Source organism: Candidatus Methylacidiphilales bacterium (assembly GCA_033875315.1).
In the GTDB taxonomy this organism is placed as follows: domain Bacteria; phylum Verrucomicrobiota; class Verrucomicrobiia; order Methylacidiphilales; family CAZTYG01; genus JANRJG01.
In genome coordinates, this window is sequence record JANRJG010000019.1 from 21,791 (window position 1) to 39,040 (window position 17,250).

Annotated in this window: 13 protein-coding genes; 9 read left to right on the top strand and 4 right to left on the bottom strand. The window is 61.8% G+C overall.

Annotated elements, in window-relative coordinates:
* Nucleotides 1-139 precede the first annotated feature (139 nt).
* The 4 genes from SFU85_06800 to SFU85_06815 are packed head-to-tail and all read left to right on the top strand — an operon-like array spanning nucleotide 140 to nucleotide 5,879.
* A complete protein-coding gene (locus tag SFU85_06800; protein MDX6766482.1) occupies nucleotides 140-826 on the top strand; it encodes a TetR/AcrR family transcriptional regulator in 687 nt (228 codons plus the stop codon).
* 5 nt (nucleotides 827-831) lie between these two features.
* The gene (locus SFU85_06805; protein MDX6766483.1) at nucleotides 832-2,244 is read left to right on the top strand and encodes a TolC family protein; all 1,413 of its coding nucleotides are present in this window, start codon (nucleotides 832-834) and stop codon (nucleotides 2,242-2,244) included.
* A gap of 5 nt (nucleotides 2,245-2,249) precedes the next feature.
* Complete coding sequence (locus tag SFU85_06810) at nucleotides 2,250-5,348, top strand: efflux RND transporter permease subunit (protein ID MDX6766484.1); 3,099 nt, start codon at nucleotides 2,250-2,252, stop codon at nucleotides 5,346-5,348.
* A gap of 54 nt (nucleotides 5,349-5,402) precedes the next feature.
* The gene (locus SFU85_06815) at nucleotides 5,403-5,879 is read left to right on the top strand and encodes a hypothetical protein (GenBank protein MDX6766485.1); all 477 of its coding nucleotides are present in this window, start codon (nucleotides 5,403-5,405) and stop codon (nucleotides 5,877-5,879) included.
* Nucleotides 5,880-6,031: 152 nt separating this feature from the next.
* On the opposite strand, the gene SFU85_06820 is transcribed toward SFU85_06815, so the two are convergent.
* Entirely contained in the window at nucleotides 6,032-7,219 is a 1,188-nt protein-coding gene (locus SFU85_06820; protein ID MDX6766486.1) for an outer membrane protein transport protein, read from the bottom strand.
* Nucleotides 7,216-7,989, bottom strand: coding sequence for a glucose 1-dehydrogenase (locus SFU85_06825; protein MDX6766487.1), 774 nt, complete (start codon nucleotides 7,987-7,989; stop codon nucleotides 7,216-7,218). The genes SFU85_06820 and SFU85_06825 overlap by 4 nt, the downstream gene beginning before the upstream one ends.
* Before the next feature lie 103 nt (nucleotides 7,990-8,092).
* On the opposite strand from SFU85_06825, the gene SFU85_06830 reads away from it, so the two are divergent.
* Complete coding sequence (locus SFU85_06830) at nucleotides 8,093-8,566, top strand: Crp/Fnr family transcriptional regulator (protein ID MDX6766488.1); 474 nt, start codon at nucleotides 8,093-8,095, stop codon at nucleotides 8,564-8,566.
* Between the two features lie 7 nt (nucleotides 8,567-8,573).
* On the opposite strand, the gene SFU85_06835 is transcribed toward SFU85_06830, so the two are convergent.
* The gene (locus tag SFU85_06835; GenBank protein MDX6766489.1) at nucleotides 8,574-9,887 is read right to left on the bottom strand and encodes a hypothetical protein; all 1,314 of its coding nucleotides are present in this window, start codon (nucleotides 9,885-9,887) and stop codon (nucleotides 8,574-8,576) included.
* A gap of 47 nt (nucleotides 9,888-9,934) precedes the next feature.
* Complete coding sequence (locus SFU85_06840; protein ID MDX6766490.1) at nucleotides 9,935-10,996, bottom strand: DUF4114 domain-containing protein; 1,062 nt, start codon at nucleotides 10,994-10,996, stop codon at nucleotides 9,935-9,937.
* Nucleotides 10,997-11,170: 174 nt separating this feature from the next.
* Between SFU85_06840 and creB the strand changes: the two genes are divergently transcribed.
* From creB to SFU85_06860, 4 genes are all read left to right on the top strand, one after another.
* The gene (gene creB / locus SFU85_06845; GenBank protein ID MDX6766491.1) at nucleotides 11,171-11,890 is read left to right on the top strand and encodes a two-component system response regulator CreB; all 720 of its coding nucleotides are present in this window, start codon (nucleotides 11,171-11,173) and stop codon (nucleotides 11,888-11,890) included.
* A complete protein-coding gene (gene creC / locus SFU85_06850) occupies nucleotides 11,887-13,317 on the top strand; it encodes a two-component system sensor histidine kinase CreC (protein MDX6766492.1) in 1,431 nt (476 codons plus the stop codon). Before creB ends, creC begins: the two co-directional genes overlap by 4 nt.
* Nucleotides 13,318-13,593: 276 nt before the next feature.
* Nucleotides 13,594-15,612, top strand: coding sequence for a VIT domain-containing protein (locus tag SFU85_06855; GenBank protein MDX6766493.1), 2,019 nt, complete (start codon nucleotides 13,594-13,596; stop codon nucleotides 15,610-15,612).
* Nucleotides 15,609-17,024: an archaeosortase/exosortase family protein gene (locus SFU85_06860; GenBank protein ID MDX6766494.1), complete on the top strand. Its 1,416-nt coding sequence runs from the start codon at nucleotides 15,609-15,611 to the stop codon at nucleotides 17,022-17,024. Before SFU85_06855 ends, SFU85_06860 begins: the two co-directional genes overlap by 4 nt.
* Nucleotides 17,025-17,250: the final 226 nt, after the last annotated feature.

The following is a 17,250-nucleotide window of genomic DNA, read 5'->3' on the forward strand; positions in this document are numbered from 1 at the left end:
TTTCCCGTCCATCACTTTTGAGTTTTCCCGATTCTTATATAGGAACAAGGAAAAAGCTTTCTGCCGGCGCGCAGGCAGCCATCAGGGGTTGCCGGATCGGCCAAAGAAAAACCGGATTTCGGTTTGACAAAACAAATGTTTGAAACGACTGTTTCGCATGGTCCAACCTGAACTGCATGCGCATGACCCCGGTCACGCCGAAGCGATTCGTGAACGCATCATGGATGCGGGGGAAAAGGCCTTTGCCGAATGGGGTTTTGCCGCGGCCTCGCTGCGCCAGATCACCAGCGAAGCCGGAGTCAATCTGGCTGCGGTCAATTATTACTTTGGTTCCAAGGACGTTCTTTACACCTCGATCCTGTCAAGGGTGGTCCAACCCCTCAACCAAGCCCGCATCGCCCTGCTGGAGAAAGCCCTCCTGCGGGCGGCCGGAAAGCCCTTGGCGCTGGAAACCATCCTGGATGCCTTCTGTCGCCCCTGCTTCGAGTTTTCGCGCCAAAAGGAGAAACAGCACCTGCTGGTCCTCCTGGGCAAATCTCTTTACGAAAGCGACGCCTTCATGATCCGGCTGATGGAGCATGAATGGAAACCGGTGGTGGTTCATTTTGAGCGCGAGCTCAAGCGCACGCTGCCCGAGTTGCCATCGGCCGAACTTACCTGGCGATTCCATTTCGCCATCGGGGCCATGATCCACACCATCAGCCAGGCCCGTGCGCTCGAATACCTCTCCAATGGGGAATGCAACATGACGGACGGCGAAGAAGTCCTGCGACGCTTGGTGGCCTTTGGGGCCGCAGGCATGCGCCACTCCCCCGACAAACACTAACAAGTATGAACCGTCCCTTTGTGAACACCCTCCATAGCCTGGCCCTGCTCCCGGCCTTTTTGCTGTTACTTCCGCTCCCACCGGCCAGCGCGGCCTCTGCTGAAGCAGACGCGGCCAAAGCGGCAGCGAGAAAGCTGGACTCCTCCAAACCCACCCCGGTTCCCCTCCCGGTCGAGACTCTGGATCTCGGACTCTGTTACCAACTCGCCCTCTTGCGCATGGAAAGCATCGGCCTGAGTGAAGCGGATGTGCGGGTGGCCCAGGCCCGTTTCTGGCAGGCCGTCGGCGCCGCCCTGCCCACGCTGAAGGTTTTGGGCGAACAGTCCGTATACAACGACCGCAGCGCTTCCTTCGGCGTCAACAATTCCGGCGGCGGGATTGGCGGACCGGCGCCCAAAATCGACAACTACCCCCAGACCGCCCGGGTCAATCTCAAGGTGCCTCTTTTTTCCGGGATGCGTGATTTCCAAGTGGCCCGCGCCGCGCGGGCCGACATCGAAGGCAACCGCCAGACCATCCGGCGGGTCCGACAAAACCTCTACCTCGATGTCGCCGAGGCTTTCTACCAAGTCCTGCAATACGAGGACGACCTGCGTGTGCTCGGGGATATCGAACAGACCCTGCTCGAACGGGTGGCCGACCAGGAACGACGGGTCAAGCTGGGGAAATCACGGCAAAGCGAACTCATCCAAGCGCGCAACGACCTGGCCCAGGCCCGGGTCAGCCTTGAGCGCACACGTGGGCTGCACGGGGCCTCGCGCGAACTCCTGCTTTTCTACACCGGACTTCCTGAGGAACAGTTGAAAATCAAGGACACCGCCCCGCCTCCGCCGGGCAGCCTGACCCTGGCGCATTACCTGGAAAAATCCGGCCAGCGGCCCGATGTTCTTGCCGCTGTCGAGGCCGAGCGTTCCGCCCGGGCCCAGCTCTCCGCCGCCAAGGGGGAACATTGGCCCACCCTCAGCTTCGAGGGAAACTACTACCTCTACGACTCGGACAAAATCCAGGACGGGGAGTGGAACGGCTTCCTCACCCTGGAAATCCCGATCTTCGACGGGGGCAGCATCGAGGCCCGGGTCGATGAAAACAAAGCGCTCTTCGCCAAGAAGCAACTCGACGTCTCGAAGCTGGAACGGGAAACGGTCCGCGACATCCGCACGGCCTGGAATAATTTCAACTCCTCCCTGGCCGAACTGGCCCGCACCGACGAAGCGGCCCGCACCGCGGAGATGAACTACACCGCCCAGAAGGCCGACTACGAACTCGGGGTGGTCAAGAGCCTCGATGTCCTCGATGCCCTCCGTTCCTGGCAGGACACCCGTCGCGATCTCATCGCCGCCCACCTCGCGAGCAAGCTCAACCTGGTCAAACTCCATGTCGCCGCCGGGGACATCGATCAAGGACCCCTTAAGAAGTAAGAAGTATGAACCTAGCCGAAATCTCCGTCAAACGCCCCGTCTTCGCGTGGATGCTCATGTCCGCGCTCATCATCTTCGGGGCCATCTGCTTCGGCCGCCTCGGGGTCAGTCTGCTTCCCGACGTCGAGGTGCCCAACGTCCTTGTCCAGGTCACCTGGCCCGGGGCCGCGCCCGAGGTCATGGAAACGGAAATCGTCGACCAGATGGAACAGGCCCTGGTCAACGTCTCGGGGATCAAGAACCTCAATTCGACCATCTATCAAGGAAGTGCCAACATCAGCCTGGAGTTCTACCCCGGTCGCAACGCCGACGCCGCCCTGCTCGAGGTCCAGACCAACATCACCCGCGTCCGCCTCCCCAAGGAAGTCGACGACCCGCTCATTTTCAAGGTCAACCCCTCCGACCAGGAAATCATGTGGCTGGGCATCAGCAGCGACACCTGGTCGCTCCTGGACCTGACCGTTTATGCCGAGCGCTACCTGCGCGACAAGTTCCAGGTGCTTCCCGGAGTCGGGCAGCTCATCCTTTCGGGTTTTGCCGAACGCAACCTCCGCGTCTGGGTCGACCACGACAAGCTGGCCGAATACGACCTGACCATCCTCGATGTCCAGAACGCCCTGCGCACCCAGCATATCGAGCAGGCCGCCGGTCTTCTGGAAAACAACCAGCAAGAAATCAACGTCCGCCTGATGGGCGAGGGCCTGACCGCCAAGGATGTCGGACAAATCCTGATCAAACAGCGCGGCGGCCAGCCGATCCACAACGCCCTCATACGCATCGCCGATGTGGCCGTGGTCCAGGACGGTCTCAACGATGTCCGCTCCATCTCGAAAATCGCCGGGGTGCGCGGCGGCGGCATCGGTTTCCGCAAACAGCGCGGGGCCAACTCCATCGAAGTGGCCGACAACATCAAGAAAACCCTCGAGGAAATCCGCCCCTCCCTGCCCAAGGACGTCAAGATCAGCGTCAACTACGACGAATCCAAATTCACCAAAGAATCAGTCGAGGAAACCGAATTCACCCTCATCCTCTCCGCCATCCTCACCGCCCTCATTTGCTGGCTCTTCCTTGGCTCCCTTTCTTCGACCTTCAACGTCGTCATGTCGATCCCGACCTCGATCCTCGGGTCTTTCATCATCCTCTATTTTCTCGGCTTCACCCTCAACCTCTTCACCCTGCTCGCCCTTTCCCTCGCCATCGGCGTGGTCGTGGACGATGCCATCATGGTGCTGGAGAACATCGTCCGGCATTTCGAAATGGGGAAGAGTCGCATGCAAGCCTCCATCGACGGCACCAAGGAAATCACGGGCCCGGCCCTCGCCTCCACCCTGGCCGTGTTGGCGGTGTTCCTTCCCATTGCCCTCATCCAGGGCTCGGCCGTGGGCCAGTTCCTCTTCCAGTTCGGCATCACCATCGCCGCCGCCGTTGCCCTTTCCCTCGTCGAAGCCATCACCCTGACCCCGATGCGCTGCTCGCAATTCCTCTCTGTCAAGCGCACCAACCCCGTCACCCGCGGGGTCGACGGCCTCCTTAAGTTCCTCACGGACCGCTACCGCTCCGCACTGCCCTTCTGCCTGCAACACCGTTTGCCTGTTCTGGGCGCTTTCCTGCTGGCATTCGCCGGCTCACTCTACATCGCGGGCAAAGTGCCGGGGGAATTCTCACCCTCCCAGGACCAAGGCACGCTCTTCGTCAAATACGAAACCCCCGTGGGCTCCTCCCTGGCCTACTCGGAAAACCGCATCGCGGAAGCCGAGAAGCTGGTCCTGGCCCTTCCCGAGACCCGCACCTACTTCCTGGCCGTGGGCAGCTTCATGGATGGCAACATCAACAACGGCATCATGTTCGTCGATATGAAACCGAAAGCCGAACGCACCCGCAGCCAGCTTGAAGTCATGGACGCCCTCCGCCCCGAATTGGACAAGATCAGCGACCTGAAGTCCTTCCTGGTGGACCTTTCCAAGGGAGGTCCCGAGGGCGGCCTGGGTTTCCCCATCACCTTCTCCCTCCAGGGCCCTAACCTTGATGTGTTGAAAAAGGAGTCGGCCCGGCTCATCGGTTGGATGAAAGACGAAAAGCTGGCCACCGACCTCAACACCGACTTCAAGGAAGGCCAGCCCGAGTTGAGGGTTTACATCGAGCGCGAGGCCGCCTCGGCGCGGGGCGTCACGGTGCAGGAAATCTCAGACACCATTGCCGCCGCCATCGGCGGGGTGCGCGAGGGCAAGTTCACCAACGACGACCGCCGCTACGACGTGCGGATCCGGCTTCTGCCCGAAGAGCGTGAACGGGTGGAAGACTTGAAAAAGCTGACCGTACGCAACATCTACGGCGAGATCATCCCGGTCAAAGATGTCGTTCGTTGGGAGCAGGTGTCCAGTCTCCAGACCATCGCCCGCCGCAACCGTGAGCGGTCGATCACCGTGACCGGCAATCCGGCCCCCGGGGTGGCGGAAAACACGGCCATGGGCCGGATCAAGGAGCACGCCCAACAGACCCTGCCCCAGGGCTACCGCCTCATCCCCTCACAGTCGGCGGAAACGAATGAGAAATTCGGACGCGACATGATGTTTGCCCTCGGCCTGGGCATCCTGGTGGCCTACATGGTGCTGGCGGCCCAGTTCAACAGCTTCGCCCAGCCTTTCCTCATCCTCCTGGCCATGCCCTTCGCCATCAGTGGCGCGGCCCTCGGTCTCTTCGCCTTCGGCCAGACTTGGAACCTTTACAGCGGGATCGGCATGATCCTCCTTCTGGGGATTGTGAAGAAAAACTCCATTCTTCTGGTGGAGTTCACGGACAAGGTGCGTGAAACCGATGGGGTGGGTGCGGATGCGGCCTTGCTCAAGGCCTGCCCGATCCGGCTGCGTCCGGTGCTCATGACCTCGATCGCCACCATCGCCGCCGCCGTCCCGCCCGCGCTGGCCCTGGGACCGGGGGCGGAAAGCCGCATCCCGATGGCCCTGACCATCCTCTGTGGTTCGGCGGTGTCCATGCTCTCGACCCTGTTCATCGTGCCTTGTGCATACAGCGTGCTCGAGAGCGCCAAGGACCTTTTTCGCCGCCACATTCTGCATAAGCCCGCAGGCCCCGGGCTTGTCCAGTAAACCCTCCAGCAGGGAATTCAAAGTGCCTCTAGTGCCCGGGGGATCACCACCGCGATGAACCGGGACCGCTTGATTGCGATCCTCCTTTTTCTGGCGGTGGCCTTGGTCGGATGGAATTTTTGGGGCGGCTGGCAGGCGCCCATGCCTCCAGCCGACCAAGAGACGTTTCTGGGAAGCTGGACGGATCCACATGGCCCGTCAGAAAACCAGATCCGGTTCTCCACCCGCCGGACCAACATCCCCGGGGGAGCATATGGTATTGAAGGATTGATCGAGGTCCGCGGCCTCTTGGGCGTGGAAAACACCACCGGTGTCTGGAACTACGCCAAGCTGCGGCCGGATCTCCAACTCAATCTGGTCTACAACAACCAAACCAGCGTCGTGCGCCTGCGCCAAGGCGGAAACGACCGTTTGGAACTGACCCTTCTATACACCGTCAAGCAAGGACCGGATTTCAAACCTGTTTTCATCCCCGAGGAAAGACCCAAGCCGGTGTGGCTCGAACGCACTGCCCCCAATCACGGGGAGTGAGCGGCAACTTGCTAGCGGGAGGGCGAAACTCCCGTTGAGCCACCCTTGGCAGTAAGACCTCAAACCGGCTCAGCAGGAGCCTCGTCCTCCCGCGGATCCTGTCCCTTAGTCATGAGGACTGGATATAGCTCACGGGATGTGAACCGTGCGGATTAGAACTGATAGCCGAGGGAAAGGTTGATGGCGGGGATGATGTAGCGGAATTTCCCGTCGGCGGATTCCCCGGAGGTGGAAACCGGGCTGCCGGACACATCACGCCAGGGCCCCATGGTGAGCTGGGCGGCGGCGGCATAGGTCCACGGACCACGACGATAGGTCGCCCCCACGCTGCCGGTGTGAACCTCCGTGTCGGGCACGCCGGGAGTGAAGGTTCGGTCGGGCACGGTTTGCTCGGTGTAGAAGTAACCGGCACTGATGGACCAACCGTTGAGAAAATCGTAGGTCGCTCCGAGTTTGTACATGAAGCCGGGTTCCCAATCGAAGGGAATGGAAATGTCCCCGGATGAACGCCGGATGGTGACCGTATCGAGGGAATCCCAATCAGTGTATTCGAGGTTGAACTCGATGTTCCAATGGGGATCGGGACGGTAGGAAAGGCCCCAGGTGAACCATAGGGGAAATTCAAGCCGGGCGTCGGCTTCCTCTTCCCGGGCGAGTCCCGGAGTGTTGGTTGAGCCCTGATAGTTGATAGAGGACGCACTGTGGTAGCTGAAGCCGGTGGAAAACTGCGGGTGGAACTTCCAAAGAATGCCGGCGTTGAAACCGACATCGACGTTGTTGCCGTCGAAGGTGAATTCCTGTCCGGGAGCGGGAAGGGAATTTTTCAGGACGACGGAGCTGTAGTTGAAGGCCGGACCGGCTCCGAGGGAAAGGCCGGGGACGAGGTCGACGGCCACCACCGGATTGACCCGGATGTAGGTCAACTGGGTCGTGGTGGCCCGGGTGGAAAACCCGGAATCCTCCGGCCAGATCGTTCCCAGTCCGAAGGGGGAATAAATGCCCAATCCGAAGGAGAACCGGCTCTTGTCCGGCGTGTAAGTACCGAACATCTGGGGGACCATGGCGGGTTTGTCCTTTGTGCTGGAGAAGGCCCCGTTGGGAGACCGGTATTGGGACTCGACCATGGTCAGGTAGGAACCCAACCGCACCTGCCCTCCCGGCAACTGCCGGATACCGGCCGGGTTGTAGTAAACCGCCGAGGGATTGTTGGCGGTGGCGACAAAGGCATTGCCGCGTGCGACGGCCTCGGCGTCCTGGTTGGCGATGCGCGAACCCAGCCCGTAGGCCGCAGCCGGCAGGGCGGCCATGAGGGCGGCGGCCCATACGCGGGAAGCCTTCATCGTGCCACCACCCCTCCATCGACCGGGAGGGCGACCCCGGTGACAAATGAAGCCGCGTCGGAACACAGCCAGACCGCGGCCGCGGCGATTTCTTCCGGGCGGGCGACGCGCCCGATGGGTTCCTGTTGGACAAAGAGTTCCTCGGTGATCAAGCCGGGGTTGTCCCGGATCATACGATCCATGAGGGGGGTCTGGACCGCACCGGGGCAGAGGGCGTTGACCCGGATGCCGGCCTGGGCGTATTCCAGTGCGGCGGCCTTGGTCAGGCCGACGATGCCGTGCTTGCTGGCGGCATAGGCTGGATAGCCGGGGAGGGCGACCAGACCGAGCACGGAGGAAATGTTGACGATCGAGCCCGCGCCCTGTTTGAGCATCTGGTTGATCTGCTCGCGCATGCAGAGCCAGGTGCCCTTCAGATTGACCGAAAGGACGCGGTCCCAGTTTTCCTCGGAACAGGCGGCGGTGGGGGCGAGCTGGCCCTCGATCCCGGCGTTGTTGATCGCGCAGTCGATGCGGCCGTATTTTTCCACCACACTGCGGAAGAAATCCTTCACCTGGACCGGTTGGGAGATATCGAGTTGGGCGTAGAAACCCTGGCCGCTCATCTCGGCCACTGTCTGTTGCAGGCCCTCAAGATTGAGATCGGCCACCACCGTGACCGTGGCCCCCTGGCGGCTGAGGGCGAGCGCACAGGCCTTGCCGATCCCGGAGCTTCCCCCGGTCACCACCACTACCTTACCATCCAAACCCGAGCCGCTTTGGATTGCCATCACCTGCCTATGCCCAAACCGCTGTGAGGTGTCACGCGGGAAGTTTCCCAACCCTCCTTTTTTTGTTGGGCACAACTGGCGGCACGGCACTATGCTGGCGGCCATGATCGACGGCCAACAGGAAATCACTTACGCCCGGAATGACATCATCTTCCACGAATCGGAGCGACCGGACGGGGTTTACATTGTCAAAGACGGCTTGGTGCAAATCTTCCAAAGCGTGCAGACCCCGGAGGGTGTGGTGGATGTTGAATTGGGGCGCATCGGGGCGCGGGGCATGTTCGGAGAAATGGGGCTGATCGACCACCGCCCGCGCAGCGCGTCCGCCAAGGCCCTCGGCCCGACCACCCTCCTCTTCATCCCCAAGGAACAATTCCGCAAGCACCTCGAACAACTGCCCCCCTGGGTCACCCTATTGATCAAGACCTTTGTCCACCGCCTCCGTGAGACCAACGACCGTTTGGTGGAAGTTCTGGAAGCCCGTGGTGAAAGCCCGGCCATCCACCTCCACCCCCATGACTTGGTCATGACCGAGGGCGAAGGTGCGGGGCAGTCCCCACCGCAGCCGGGGGTCTGAAGGTTGTTCAGCGCCGGGCGGCTGGGGCCAGGTGCGGGGCCGCTTTATTCAGCTGGGTCAGCCATTCCGCTTCCGCCTTCCGGTCCCCGCGTTTCCGGGCCAGCGAAACCAAGCCCATCAATCCCTGGACTTCCATGCCCGGATCTGCGGCCAGCTCCCGGCAGAGTTCCTCCGCCCTGGCGTCCCATCCCATGGCGGCCGCGTAGTTGGCCAGAAGGGTCTTGTTCGTGGGCTCCTTGTTTGCCTCCACCAGGGCCAGCCGCCAGTAACGCAGGCCCAATCCTTCGTCGCCCTGTTTCTCGGCCGCCCTGGACCGGTAGGCATAATGGAGGCAGGTGGGCAGAAAAGGTGGCGCCTCCGTGAGAAAGGCGGCCATTTCCGCCCATTGTCCCCGGGCACCGAGAATATCCAGATAGAGGTGGTAGGCCCCGCGGTTCTTGCGCGCTTCTTCCGGACTGATCCACCCGGTGGCGGCAACGGCCCGGCCCCCGGCCACCAACCAGCGGGCGGCCTGGATCCGTTCTTCGACAGAAAGCGAGGAACCGAGCTCGCGCCATCCTGCCGCCTCATCCTTTTTACCGGCAGAAATATGTAAGACCTGGGCCAGCAAACGGGCTTCCCAGCCCGCCAGTGGGTGGCTGCGCAGCCGGACGGACAGGGCTTCGGATGCTTCGTTTTTCCGTCCCGTTGCCCGGGCCATCAGGATGAGCGCTGCCAGGCCATCCTGGCCGGGATCTTCCCCCTTTTTATCCAGCCAGGCCAGGGCTTCGGCACGCTGGGTTTCATTCCCCCGCAACATCAACTCCCTGGCATAAAGGTCGAAAACCGGATTGCTCTGGTTCGTGCGGAGGATGTCGGAAGCCAGATCCGCCGCGGCCGGCCCTTTGTCCCAGGCCACCAAGACCCGACATTGGTATCGCCGGAAAGCCGCCGTTTCCTGGGGGGCCGCCTTGCGGAAACCCTCCAGCGCCCGGTAGGCTTGGACCCGGTCGCCCCGTTGCAGGGAGGCCAGGAGCAAGCCTTCCCAATCCTGGGCCGAGCCCGGATTCATCTGCACCAGGCGCAGCCAAAGCTCGGCGGCGTTGGAGTTGCGGTCGAGCAGGGCGTAGCGGGCCCGGGCCCGCAGGACCGCCGGCTCAAAGGGTGCCAGCCGGGTCGCCGCTGCCAGGGCCTCGGACGCTTTCCGGGGGTCGTTCCGGGCGATGGCAGCTTCGGCTTGTGAGGTGAATTCCCGCGCCCGCCAGGCCTTGGCCTGACGCCACAGGCGCGGTCCTTCGAGAACAGGCACAACCAACAGGGCAAGGGTTGCGGCCGCGGCCATGAGGACGCGCGTCCATGGCCAGTTCGGAGTTTTCAAAGGCTGCACGATCAAGCCGTCTGATGGGGGCGGCGACGGCGACGCCAGCCCTCCCCGGCGGCCAGCAACAACAGGACCGCCCCCGTGATCCACGTCGAAGGTTCAGGCACCACGATCCCCGTGGACAGAGTGTTATCGATGTAGAAGTGCAAATCATTGAAATCATCGTCTGATCCCCCCCCCGTGCGGCGGGTGATGTCCTCGAAGGTGATGACGGATCCCGGGGAATTCGGGTCGGGAGCGAAGTTCGGATTGCTGGTGTTGCTTCCCACCGCATTTCCATTGTTGTTGCGTGTCGTGCCAAAAAAAGTGAATGCCTGGTCCAGACCCGTCCCTGCCCCTGCCGTGTCATTGCCCGGGTTTCCCTCGCTGACCGCAAAGAGCGGCCAGGCACTGGCCCCGGTTCCATCAAGGGCAAACGAGGTGAACGTGTTGTCTGCGGCGTCGTTCAGAAAGGCTTCTAATGAATTGTTGGGGATAATGAAAAAGGAATAAAACCGGCCGCCCTCCAAAGTCACCACATTGGTGTCGTTCGTGATGTCGTAGGTGTCGCCGTTTCCCCGGTCATGGTTGCGGGTTTGGTCATTATTTGGAGTGGGAGTGGTATACGCATCATCCGTGTCCCGGGTCACTTGCTTGGCCCCGCTCGGCACGGTAAAGATCGCCGCTTGGTCGACGAAGACCACTTGGGCCGTGGAGAGCGCCTCGATGGCCCAGGCTTGTTTTTCGGCCACCGTGTCATAGGGCAAGGCCGCGAGAGTGCTGGTGACTTCGAAATAGCCGAATGAAAAAGTGTAGGCTCCATCATCATACAGAAACGTCATGTTGATCGACTGGGGGCCGGTACCATTGATCTGGTACAAGCCGTAATTCACCTCGTTGAATGTCCCGCCCAGCGCGTTGTTCCCGTAAACATCGGTCAGCGTATTGCCGATGTCGTCATAAGCGGGGTTGGTCGAGTTGCTCCCGTAGAAGACCGTGTCTGCTGGCAGGTTCATCACCGATCCCCATAAAAGGGCAGCGGCGGCACAAACCAGTGACTTGCGAATGGGCCAGGTACAGAACAATTTCATCTGATTCTGTAAAACTTTATTACAGTTTTGGGCTTTTGTCGATGTAAATCACTCTGGTCTGGGCCCCCGGCTTCCCGGCTGATTTCCCAGCAAAGCCCTTACGCCCAAGGTTTTGCCTTGGTCGTGCTTCTTCACAGCTTTTGACAGGGGCCACGCGACAGGTTACAACCGCCCATGCCCCGACACATCCTCGTGGTCGAAGACGAACCGCTGATCGCGGACAATATCCACTACGCCTTGGAAACCGAGGGTATGGTGGCCATTCCTTGTGCCACGCTTGGCGAAGCGGAAATGCACCTGCGGGAACAATCTTTTGATCTCATCGTCCTCGACGTCAACCTACCCGACGGCAACGGCTTTGATTTTTGCCGCGGCCTCCGAACCCGCCAGTCCACCCCGGTCATCTTCCTCACCGCACGGGCGGCAGAAATCGATCGCGTGGTGGGCCTGGAAATCGGCGGCGATGACTACCTGGTCAAACCCTTCAGTCCCCGGGAACTCACGGCCCGCATCAAGGCCGTTTTGCGCCGGGGTGGATCCGCTTCCCCATCTACATCCCAGTTGCCTCCTCCCCAGCAGAACACTCCAACTGCCAGCAATGGAAATTTCTCTATCGATGAAGATCGCAAAGAGATTCTTTTATCCGGGGTTGCCTTGGGTTTATCGCGCTATGAGTTCCGTCTGCTCAAGGTTCTGGTCGAGCGTCCCGGGCGGATCTTCAGCCGCGACGAATTGATGGACCGCGCCTGGGACGAGCCCGATTCCAGCACCGACCGCACCGTCGATGCCCACATCAAAAAAATCCGCTCCAAGATCCGCGCCGCCGTCCCAGGCGCCGACCCCATCGAGACCCACCGCGGTTACGGCTATTCCCTCCGGCCCACCCCCCAATGAAAATCCGCACCGTGGTCTTTCTGGCCTACGCGCTGGTCTTCGGCCTGGCCTTTGCCTTCCTCCTCCGCTGGGTCATCGATGGGTTGCGTCCCCGCTACTTGGAAGCGGTGGAAGAATGCCTGGTCGACACTTCCGTGCTGGCCGCCGAATGGCTGGCCGGCGAGGCCCGGCCCGACGGCACCCTGCCGACGGAGGTGTTGGCCGGCACGTTCGCCCGGCTCAAAAACCGGCGATTTGAGGCCTGCATCTACGATCTGGTCAAAACCCGCGTCGATCTCGATTTCACCGTCACCGACCGGAACGGGATTGTTCTCTTCGATTCCGGTGACTCGTCCCGCATCGGCCAGGACTTTGGCAACCGCTGGCGGGACATCCGCCTGACATTGAAGGGAACCTACGGTGCCCGCACGACCCGGCTGGTCGAGAATGATCCCACCACCTCCGTGCTCCATGTCGCCGCGCCCATCCGGCTCAAGGGCGAATTGATCGGGGTCGTCTCTGCCTACAAACCCTCCGACAATGCCGACCAGTTCATTGCCGGGGCCGCCTGGAAGATCACCCAGGCCGGCTTCCTCGCCACCGCCGTGGTCGTCCTGACTTCGCTCCTGCTTTCTTTCTGGATCAGCGCCCCTATCGAAAAACTCACCGCCTACGCCCGCGCCGTGCGCGATGGTGCCAAGCCCCCCAGGCCGCGCCTGGGATCGGCCCGGGAAATCCGCGCCCTCGGACAGGCCTTCGAGGAAATGCGCGACACCCTCGAGGGAAAAAACTACATCGAGAACTACATCCAGTCCCTGACCCACGAACTCAAAAGCCCCATCACCTCGATCCGCGGCGCGGCGGAACTCATGGGCGAGGACATGGAACCGGGGCGCCGGCAAAAATTCGCCGAAAACATCCGCTCCGAGGCGGCCCGCATGGCCCAGATCGTCGACCGTCTGCTCGAATTGGCCTCTGTCGAATCGCGCAAGAGCCTGGGCCCAACCCACCCCTTGGACTTGGTGGAAATTCTGCGCGACGTCTTGGCTTCCGTACCCGGTCTCCAAGGCCTTGTCATCGACGCCCCTCTTCCCGACACCCTCGCCTTGCGGGGTGAACGTTTTCTGCTCCGGCAGGCGTTGGAAAACCTGCTCATCAATGCCATCGAGTTTTCCCCGTCCGGCGGGCGCATCCGCGTGGACGCCCAACGTGATTCCAAGCATGTGGTCGTGCGAATCGAGGACGAAGGCCCGGGCATTCCGGACTATGCCCAGGAGAAGATCTTTGAACGTTTCTTCTCCCTGCCGCGTCCCGGGACACAGAAGAAAAGTTCCGGCCTGGGTCTGCCCTTTGTCAAGTTGGTGGCCGAGTTGCACGGCGGCACTGTCACTGTGGCCAACCGTCCCGGCGGAGGCGGCACCCGCGCGGAGTTGACCCTCCCAACCTGAGCCACACGCTGCCCTTGGCAGCATCGTTCCGGTTCGGAGCCAGATCGCAGCCTTGAAATGGCGTTGGATGGTCCGGTCCTTGGTCGCCAGCACCCGGTCGAGGAGATTGTAGACATCTTCACGCAGCTTGGAGGGGGCTGGCGGCATCCTTCAGCCTCCGGCGTTTCTTCATCAATTCATGATCTATTCATCCCCGGTTCATCATCGATTCACCGGCGTGTTGCAGGGTCTTGGGCGTCAACCAAACCCCAACCCCGACACAAGCAAAGGAACCCGATGAAAACACCCCGCCTCCTCCAAGCCATCCTATCCCTCCTGCTGCTGGCCTGGGCCGCCCTGCCGGCCCACGCCACCAACCACGACCCCGATGACCACACCCTCTCCCCCTACTTCTTCGTACACTCGAGCGGGAAAGGCACGGAGCAACTCCCGCTCAAGTCCACCCAGGTCGATGCCCGCGTCACCGGCGTCATCGCCGACGTCGTCGTCACCCAGGCCTACGAAAACACCGGCACCGTCCCCATCGAGGCCGAGTATGTCTTCCCCGGCTCGACCCGGGCCGCGGTTTATGCCCTGGAGATGCGCATCGGCGACCGCCGCATCACCGCGGAGATCAAGGAAAAGGAGGAAGCACGCGCCGTCTATGAAACCGCCAAGAAGGAGGGCAAAAGCGCCTCGTTGCTCGAACAGGAACGCCCCAACGTCTTCAAGATGAAGGTGGCCCACATCCTTCCCGGCGACCACATCGAGGTCGAACTCCGCTACACCGAGCTGCTCGTTCCGGAAAACCTGGTCTACCAATTCGTCTACCCCACGGTGGTCGGTCCCCGCTATGCGGGCAACACCGGCGAGCGCGACCCCAAGGAACACCAGTGGGTGGCCAGTCCCTACTTCAAACAGGGCCAGCCCAGCCCGGCCGCCTTCACCTTCAACCTGGAAATCAATGGCGGCATGCCCCTGCAGGATGTGCGTTCCACCACCCACAAGATGAAAACGGCCTTCAACGGCCCGGAACTGGTCGACCTCCAGCTCGATCCGGCCGAGGCCCACCCCGCCGACCGTGACATCATCGTGGAATACCGCCTGGCCGGCAACAAGGTCCAGACCGGCCTCATCCTCCACCAGGGAGAGAAGGAAAACTTTTTCCTCGCCATGGTCCAGCCTCCGGTGCGTCCGCAGGACATGGAAATCCCCGCCCGTGACTTGGTCTTCATCATCGATGTGTCAGGCTCGATGGGAGGCTTCCCCCTCGACACGACCCGGGAGCTGATGAAGAACCTGCTCGGCAAACTGCGTCCGATCGACACCTTCAACATCCTCTTCTTCTCCGGCGGTTCGTTCGTGCTTTCCGAACAATCGCTGGCGGCCACCCCGGATAACCTGGAAAAGGCCCGGCAGGCCATGGAACAGATGAATGCCGGTGGCGGTACCGAATTGCTACCCGCCTTGCAGCAGGGGCTGGCCCTGCCCCGGGCGGAGAACATCTCCCGCAGCTTCCTCGTCATCACCGATGGCTATGTCATGGTGGAGCCCGAGGCCTTCGACCTCATCCGCAAAAATCTCAACCGGGCCAACCTCTACGCTTTCGGCATCGGGTCCTCGGTCAACCGCCACCTCATCGAAGGCATGGCCCGCGTCGGCCAGGGCGAACCCTTCATCGTCACCGAGCCCGGCGAGGCAGCGGCCACAGCCCGTCGATTTGCCGAGTATGTCTCCCGTCCGCTCCTGACTGACATCCAGGTCGCCTTGATGGATTTCCACGCCTACGACATCGAACCGCTCCGGCAACCCGACCTGCTGGCCGAACGTCCTCTGGTCGTTTTTGGCAAATGGCGCGGCAATCCGTCCGGCGTCATCCGGGTATCCGGCAAGACCGGCCGTGGCTTGTTCCAACAAGACCTTTCCGTGGCCGAAGCCGCCTCCACGCTCGACCACCCCGCCCTGGCCCAACTGTGGGCGCGCAGCCGAATCGCCCAGCTGGGAGATTACAACAACCTGCAGAAGACCGATGATCGCGTGAAGGAAATCACCCGCCTCGGCTTGGAATACCACCTGTTGACCGCCTACACCTCGTTTGTGGCCGTGGACAAGATCGTCCGCAATCCATCGGCCGGCCTGCAAAACGTCAAGCAACCCCTCCCTCTGCCCAAGGGCGTTTCCAATGCCGCGGTGGGCGAAGTGGGAACCACGCCGGAGCCGGGAGAGTGGATCTTGCTGGGGCTGGCTTCCGCCCTGCTGGCACTTTGGTCCTGGAACCGCCGTCGCCTAAACGCACACTCGGAGACCGTAGCGTGAAGGAGGCAGGCCCCCGTCCTCCATTTGGAAACGCGGTTCTTCTGTCCCTCCCTTGGGGACCGCTTCCGGCCCCCGCCTTCCAACTCCCCCGTTGGGGGGTGTTGGCCGGCTTGGTTCTGGTTTTCTGGCCCTTGTTCGCTTGGTGGACAGGCCGCAGTGCGGGGGCCGCGGAAGGGGGGTGGCCCCTGGCCGCCCTGATCGGGATCGTCTTCCTAACTCGATGGAAGACTTTTCTCCAACCGGTGGATGAGCGCACACTGGTCCGGCTGTGCGCCGGCCTGGCAGTGATGCTCCCGTTTCTGGCCGAGGGCAGCCTGCCTCCCCTGGCGAGAGGGCTGGCGGCGGCGGGTTTTGCCGCCGTGCTCTGGCACGGAACCGGGGCACCTCCCGCCCTCTGCCTGATGCCCTTTCTCCTCCTGCCGGTGGCCGACACGGCCGACTTCTATCTCGGTTATCCCTTGCGCGCTTTCGTGGCCGAAGGTTCAGCCTTGCTGCTGCGGACGCTGGGGGTTTATGTCTCGGTTTCTGGAACCGGATTGGTGCATGCGGGACGTGAGGTATGGGTCGATGCCCCATGCAGTGGACTCCGGATGCTTTGGTTCGGAGGCTGGATGACCCTGGTGGCCGCGACCCTGGCCCGGCTGCATTCCCTGGCTCTCGTCTGGTTGGGTCTCGCTGCCCTGGTTCTTTTGATCGCGCTCAACGTTCTCCGGGCCACACTGCTTTTTTTCCCGGAAAGCGGCCTGTGTTCGCTGCCTGCCTGGAGCCACGGGGCCATCGGGGCCGCTTGTTTTCTCGCTGCAGGCGGACTGATTCTTCTCCTGGCCCAGAGACTGCAATCGTTTCGCATCCCGCCGGCTGGAGAAACACCCCCGAACGCCATCAAACCCGCGCGCCGGGTGGTGCTCTTCTTCCCGGTGCTGTGCCTTTTCGGCTTGGGACTGACTTTTCTGCCGCATCCCGGTCCAAAGCCCGATGCGATCACCTCCACAGGATTTCCGGGCTGGCCTTCCAGCCTCGAAGGCCGGGCTCTTGAATCCGTGCCCCTTTCCGCCAAAGAAGCCGCTTTCCTGCGCGATTTTCCCGGGCACACCGCGGCGTTCCAAGATGAAGACGGACGTTGGATCGTGCGTTGGGTCACCGCTCCGACCCGCCGCCTTCACCCCGCGCGGCACTGCTTCGCCGGTTCCGGCCACCAGATCCAACCGGAGGGGATCGTTCGCGACGGATGGGAAACGCTCTGGGGAAGCTTTCAAGCCAGCAAAGAGGGTCAAACATGGACCGTGCGGGAGCGGATCGGTGATGCCGCGGGTAATAATTGGACCGATGTGTCGTCGTGGTATTGGGCCGCCGTCCTCGGTCGCACCCAGGGTCCTTGGTGGGTCTACACACGGATCACCCAGGATAGCTGAGGCTGAGTCATCCGAATGATGAGTGAGGGGCTGTTATACTCGAGGGCCTTACTATTAATTACCAAGGGCGGCTCAGCGGGAGCTTCGTCCTCCCGCAAGAACCCACGCGGATAACCCCCGTGGTCCGTGCAGCTCTAGAGCATTTTTGTTTAATCTGCTCATCGTTTTCGTACTCTTTCCCATTCTCGTTCTCTCAGATATGGAGAGAACGAGCACGAGATCGAGT